Origin of the sequence: Mesorhizobium sp. M5C.F.Ca.IN.020.32.2.1 (assembly GCF_004023105.1) — a bacterium.
Taxonomy (GTDB): domain Bacteria; phylum Pseudomonadota; class Alphaproteobacteria; order Rhizobiales; family Rhizobiaceae; genus Mesorhizobium; species Mesorhizobium wenxiniae.
Map to the genome: position 1 here is coordinate 1 of NZ_RZSX01000488.1, position 4,853 is coordinate 4,853.

A 4,853-nucleotide genomic window follows, 5' to 3' on the forward strand; every position below is an offset into this window, starting at 1 on the left:
GCGCTACACAATCCAACCAGGCCGGCGCGGCGCACCAGACCTGAAAGCCAGCCGCGGATCATCGCCGCCTGCTTGCGATCGAAGCGTCTCAACCGCACGGCGCCGCCATAGCGATAGGGCGCTGCCGGGGCGGGCGACGCCCATTGTTGGCTGAAGCCGACGATATCAGCGGTTTGGCCGTCGCCGACGAACAGGGCCGAGATGCTGCGGCCGGGAACAAAGCGCTGGAAATAGCGGCCGCCAGGAGCCTGACTCTGTAATACCGAGGTTTCTCCGGCGGCCCGCCTGATATGCGCGCCGCCGGCGCCGCCCGCGGTCTTGACCACCCAGTTCTCGGGATCGGGCGGTCGGTCCCATCGGAATTGCGGATGCGGAATGCCGAGCTCGGCGCAATCGGCGGCCAGCAATTGCGGGTCCTTGATCCTGCGGATCGCCCCACCGCTATTGCCGGCGAGCGGAAAATAGCGCGCGATCACATCGACGGTCTCCGTCATCCGCTCGAAGCCAGAACCCAGGACGATGGCGACCGGCTGGTCGTCTCCTGCCAATTGCCGAAGCGTCTCGATGATGCGCTCGCCGTCGATGCCGCCCTGCAGGTCGCCCGGCAGCATCGTCGCGCGTTCGGCAAGCGCGACCGTGTCCGTGTCGCAAAAGAAATCGGCGACCAGCGGACGATAGCCGGCGCGGCGCGCAGCGGCAGCCAGCGCCCGGCCTGAAATCGCCGCGATCAATAGAGATCCGGCGTTATTTGGCGATCTCGCGGGCAAGGGAAAATGCTTCCTGGAAATCGAGCGTGATGGTTTTTTCGGCTTCGATCATTCTTTTGAAGAGGCCGAATTCGACCTTGTATTTCACGTTGCCGATGGCAAGCGGACCAATGCCGACAGCTTTTGCCGCTTCGAGGGGATCGCCATTGGCATTGACGGCCACGCCTTCGATGCCGGCCGGCGGGACCGCGTTGACGTCGGCGGCAATGAGCAGGCCGTCGCCTTTCAACTGCGCTTTCGAGACCACCTGGACGCCGGCCTTGGCGCACGCCAAGATCACCTCGCTCGCCTCGACCAGCTTCGTTTTGCGGGCGTCGCTCGATCCGTCAGCCGCATCTACGGCGATGTTGAATCGATTTTTTATCTCGGCCGCGATCTGCTTGACCCTTTCGATGCCGTCATGCCCGACAAGCGTCACCCCCGCGCCTTCCCTGGCGGCGATGACGGCAGTGCAGAAGCCGACGACGCCGGTGGCGCCGAAAACAGCGATCCTCGTGTCCCTCAGTCCGCGCTCGAATTTCTTCTCCAGCGCTTTTTCGACCTTGGCCACCATCGCCGCGGCCGTGGTGAATGAGCCGGCCGGATCGGCGAATACCGAAACCTGGAAAGGCGGCACCATCGCTCTTCGCGCTGCGTCGAACATGTCGAGCGCCAGCGAGGCGTCCTTGCCGGCGATGAAGATGCCGGTATCGACGCCCGCATCGGGCGGGCGCGAAAAGATCGCGTCCTGCACGAGGCCTGTCACCTCTCCCAGGCTTACACCGACATAGGGGATGACGGCGTCGAAGCCTGCGTCGAGCGCCATGTTCACGTCGAAAGGGCTCATATGCTTCAACGGCGTCAGCATGTGCAGGATATGTTTACGGGCCATTTCTCGCCTTTCTGCTTGAAAGTGATCGCGTTGCCGAGCCGTCAGCTGCCGACGAGATCAAGTTTGGTCGAACTGATCTTCGCGCCGGAATTCCTGCCCTTGACGATCTTGATCTCGATGCTGTCTTCAACTGTCTGCTGAACCGCGCTGACGAAGCTGACTGCGGCGTCTTGCGATGGGGCGAAGGCAAATCCTGTTGGTCCCCACGAGCTTTGGCCGATGCCGACGGCGCCTGCTTCATTGAGACCGTGGGCCACCCTCTCGACCCGCTTGGAGGTGAACACGCCGCCTTGCGCCGGGGCAAAATGGGTGCCGATCAGCATTTGGATCGCGGCGACGGCGGCGCCGAAGGCTGGAAGGTCGTGCTCGATCAAAGCCGGCATAATGCCCATCAGCACCCGCCGGCAGATCTCGCCGCTGGCGGACGCCGGGAAGGGTGGCAGCGAACGAAACGCCGCGATCTCGGCATCGCCATGCAGTCCATGGCCGCCGTGGTCGAGGATCATGATGACGCGCCACTCTTCCGGAAACGGCAGGCGCGCCACGACCGGCGGCGGCCTGCCGCTGTCGTCCTTGCCGGCGTCGACAATGACACCACCGCGTTCGAAACTGCCGATGCCGATGCCGGATCGGCCGCCGCGCTCGAGCAGGGTCGCGTCGCCGCCGATATCGAGAGGTAATTTGTGGAGCGTGCGCAGCGCCGAGGCGACGGCAAGGGCGATCTGCGTGCCGGAGCCCAGGCCGGCATGGCTCGGGATCGACTGTTCGACCACCAGCCGGTGCTGGCCGCGAATGCCGAGATGGCTGCAGAGCGTCGACAAATGCTCGCCGGCGCGACGGCTTTCGGTGCCTTCGACGATGGTCTCGCTGGACCGCGACAGGGTGACGATGGTTTCGGGTTCGCTTAATGGTAGCCCGACGCTGCCAAAGCGGCGGCCGGTATCGCCATTGAGATCGAGGAAGCCGAGGTGCAGGCGGGCGGGCACTCGTATGGTAACAGAATTCGACATCTACCCCCCGATGGGTGCATCATAGACGCATCATGGAAGTTTAGGTGCCCGTCACCATGATAGCTGTTTTCGTCGAAGGGGCAAGCCGGAGAGAGTGCATTCGTTTTATCTGTTTTGGCCCCGGCATGACAGACCGGGCAGTTCGCGGAGATCGAGATGAGCGAGACAGCTAAGGAGAAGGTCTATTCGGAAGCCGAGATTGCTGACCGGCTCGAGAAGGAGCTGCCGAAATGGCGCTACGAGAACGGCTGGATCCGGCGCAAGTACAAGACCCACAGCTGGAAATCGACACTTATGGTCATCAACACGGTCGGCCATCTCGCCGAGGCGGCGTGGCACCATCCCGACATCACCGCCTCCTATGCCTGGGTCGAGGTGCGCCTGATGAACCACGCAGCGAAGGGGATCACCGATAAAGACTTCGAATTGGCCAAAAAGATCGAGGAGGTCGTCCAGTGGCAGCCGGCCAAGGAAGGCGGCGCGCTGGACGGCACTCCGCCGACGGATCAGCGCTTCGCTTACATCAAATATGATTAAGCGCGATCGGAATTTGTTGATAGCGTATGAAAACATTCGCTAATCTGCTGGCAGGCGGGGTTCACGGCCAATCCAGTTTCGTTTAGGATCGGGCCGGCACCAGAAAGTAGCGTAGTGGATGGCGGTTGCTTGGATCGGCAACCGGGAAACGCTGGTCGAGCGCGCGGCTGCACATGCCGCCGCGCTGTTGGGGTCGAGCCGGTGCCCGGTTTTCAGCTTGGATACGGATATACACGGCACCAGGGCGGCGATCGCGCTGGCTGAGCGGGTTGGCGCGGCATACGATCATGCCGCCGATGGCGCGGCACTTTCGCGGGAGACCGCGGTTTTTACCGACAAGGGCGCGATGACCGTCGCGCCCGGCGAGACGCGCCGGCGCGCCGATGTCGTGGTGATTGTGGGCGAACTCCCGCAAATCCATCATGAATTTGTCGGCGAGCTTGCTGAGACGGTTCCCGATCTCTCGGCCAAGAATCAACGCGAAATCTTTCTGGTCGGATCGAAAGGGGCGTCAGCTCCGCCGCTGAACAACGGGCGGACGGCGACGCTCCTTTCCTGCGGCGAGGCAAGCCTCGGCGCGACGCTGGCGGCGCTGAGGGCGCAGTGCAGGGGGCGTCGGACATCGCAACCGGTCTCGAATTTCGACGATTTCGCCAAAGCCCTGGAGGCTGCGCATTTTCCCGTCTTCCTGTTTTCAGGCGACGCAACCGAAGGGCTGGCGCTGGAGATGCTGCAAGGACTGATCGCCGATCTCAACCGCAAGTCACGCGCATCCGGCCTTCATCTGCCGGCGAACGAAAACGGCTGGGGAAGCGCGCTCGCCTCGACCTGGATGACGGGTTTTCCGTTGCGCACCGGCTTTGCGCGCGGCTTCCCGGAATTAGACCCCTGGCGTTACGATGTCGCGCGCATGATCGCTGTCGGCGAAGCCGACCTGCACCTGCGGATCTCTTCCTCAATTGTCCAGCCGCAGAAGAAAAAGAACCGCATGGCGCTGATTGTGCTGGCGAAAACGCAGGAGCCGATCGCGGGTGCTGCAGTCACCATCGCCATTGGCGAAGCGGGCGTCGATCACGAGGCGGTGGTCTATTCCAGCCGCACCGGTTCGCTAAGGTCGGTCGATGCGCGAGCGGCGTCGGAACTGCCCTCCGCTGCAACTGTTATCCGCCTGGTCGCCAGTCATGTCTCCGCCGAGGCCGCGTTGCCATGCTGACGAAAATCTCGGGCGGCGACATCATCGATCCGGTCAACGGCCGTCTCGGCAAGGGCGACCTCTGGATCAGGGACGACAAGATCGTTGCGGCGCCGGCGGGGGGCGCTGCTGACCGGACCATCGACGCTGCCGGCTGCATCGTGATGGCGGGCGCCATCGACATCCATTCCCACATCGGCGGCGGCAACGTGAATACGGCACGGCTGCTGTTGCCCGAGCAGCATGCCGCGCATCAGGCGCGGCCGGCGACGACGCCGCTCTCCAACGCGGGCTGGTCGACCTTCCAGACCGGCTGCCTCTACGCCAAAATGGGTTTCACGACGGTTGTCGAGCCGGCGATGTCGCCGGGAGCCGCACTTCACACCCACCTCGAACTGGCCGACATCCCGATCATCGACAAGGCGACGCTCGCCATTCTCGGCAACGACGATTTCCTGCTGTCGATGATCCGCGAC

At 63.4% G+C, this 4,853-nt stretch carries 6 protein-coding genes; 3 read left to right on the top strand and 3 right to left on the bottom strand.

All coding sequences use genetic code 11. From position 1 onward, the window contains the following. From EOA86_RS22425 to EOA86_RS22435, 3 genes are all read right to left on the bottom strand, one after another. Nucleotides 1–731: ATP-grasp domain-containing protein (locus EOA86_RS22425; protein ID WP_128343636.1), on the bottom strand; the 731-nt coding region annotated here is incomplete at its 3' end. A gap of 13 nt (nucleotides 732–744) precedes the next feature. Further along, a complete protein-coding gene (locus tag EOA86_RS22430) occupies nucleotides 745–1,638 on the bottom strand; it encodes an NAD(P)-dependent methylenetetrahydromethanopterin dehydrogenase (protein WP_128343638.1) in 894 nt (297 codons plus the stop codon). Between the two features lie 41 nt (nucleotides 1,639–1,679). Continuing rightward, nucleotides 1,680–2,648: a beta-ribofuranosylaminobenzene 5'-phosphate synthase family protein gene (locus EOA86_RS22435; protein WP_127209179.1), complete on the bottom strand. Its 969-nt coding sequence runs from the start codon at nucleotides 2,646–2,648 to the stop codon at nucleotides 1,680–1,682. A gap of 156 nt (nucleotides 2,649–2,804) precedes the next feature. On the opposite strand from EOA86_RS22435, the gene EOA86_RS22440 reads away from it, so the two are divergent. The 3 genes from EOA86_RS22440 to EOA86_RS22450 form a co-directional block, all read left to right on the top strand. Further along, entirely contained in the window at nucleotides 2,805–3,185 is a 381-nt protein-coding gene (locus EOA86_RS22440) for a 4a-hydroxytetrahydrobiopterin dehydratase (RefSeq protein WP_127209180.1), read from the top strand. A gap of 118 nt (nucleotides 3,186–3,303) precedes the next feature. Continuing rightward, complete coding sequence (locus tag EOA86_RS22445; RefSeq protein ID WP_128343640.1) at nucleotides 3,304–4,398, top strand: tungsten formylmethanofuran dehydrogenase; 1,095 nt, start codon at nucleotides 3,304–3,306, stop codon at nucleotides 4,396–4,398. Continuing rightward, nucleotides 4,392–4,853 (top strand): amidohydrolase family protein (locus EOA86_RS22450; RefSeq protein WP_164891907.1); only part of this gene is annotated, 462 nt, incomplete at its 3' end. The genes EOA86_RS22445 and EOA86_RS22450, both read left to right, overlap by 7 nt.

Coding starts and splice junctions, on each gene's coding strand:
- EOA86_RS22430 (WP_128343638.1), bottom strand. CDS start 1,638: ATGGCCCGTAAACATATCCTGCACATGCTGACGCCGTTGAAGCATATG.
- EOA86_RS22440 (WP_127209180.1), top strand. CDS start 2,805: ATGAGCGAGACAGCTAAGGAGAAGGTCTATTCGGAAGCCGAGATTGCT.
- EOA86_RS22445 (WP_128343640.1), top strand. CDS start 3,304: ATGGCGGTTGCTTGGATCGGCAACCGGGAAACGCTGGTCGAGCGCGCG.
- EOA86_RS22435 (WP_127209179.1), bottom strand. CDS start 2,648: ATGTCGAATTCTGTTACCATACGAGTGCCCGCCCGCCTGCACCTCGGC.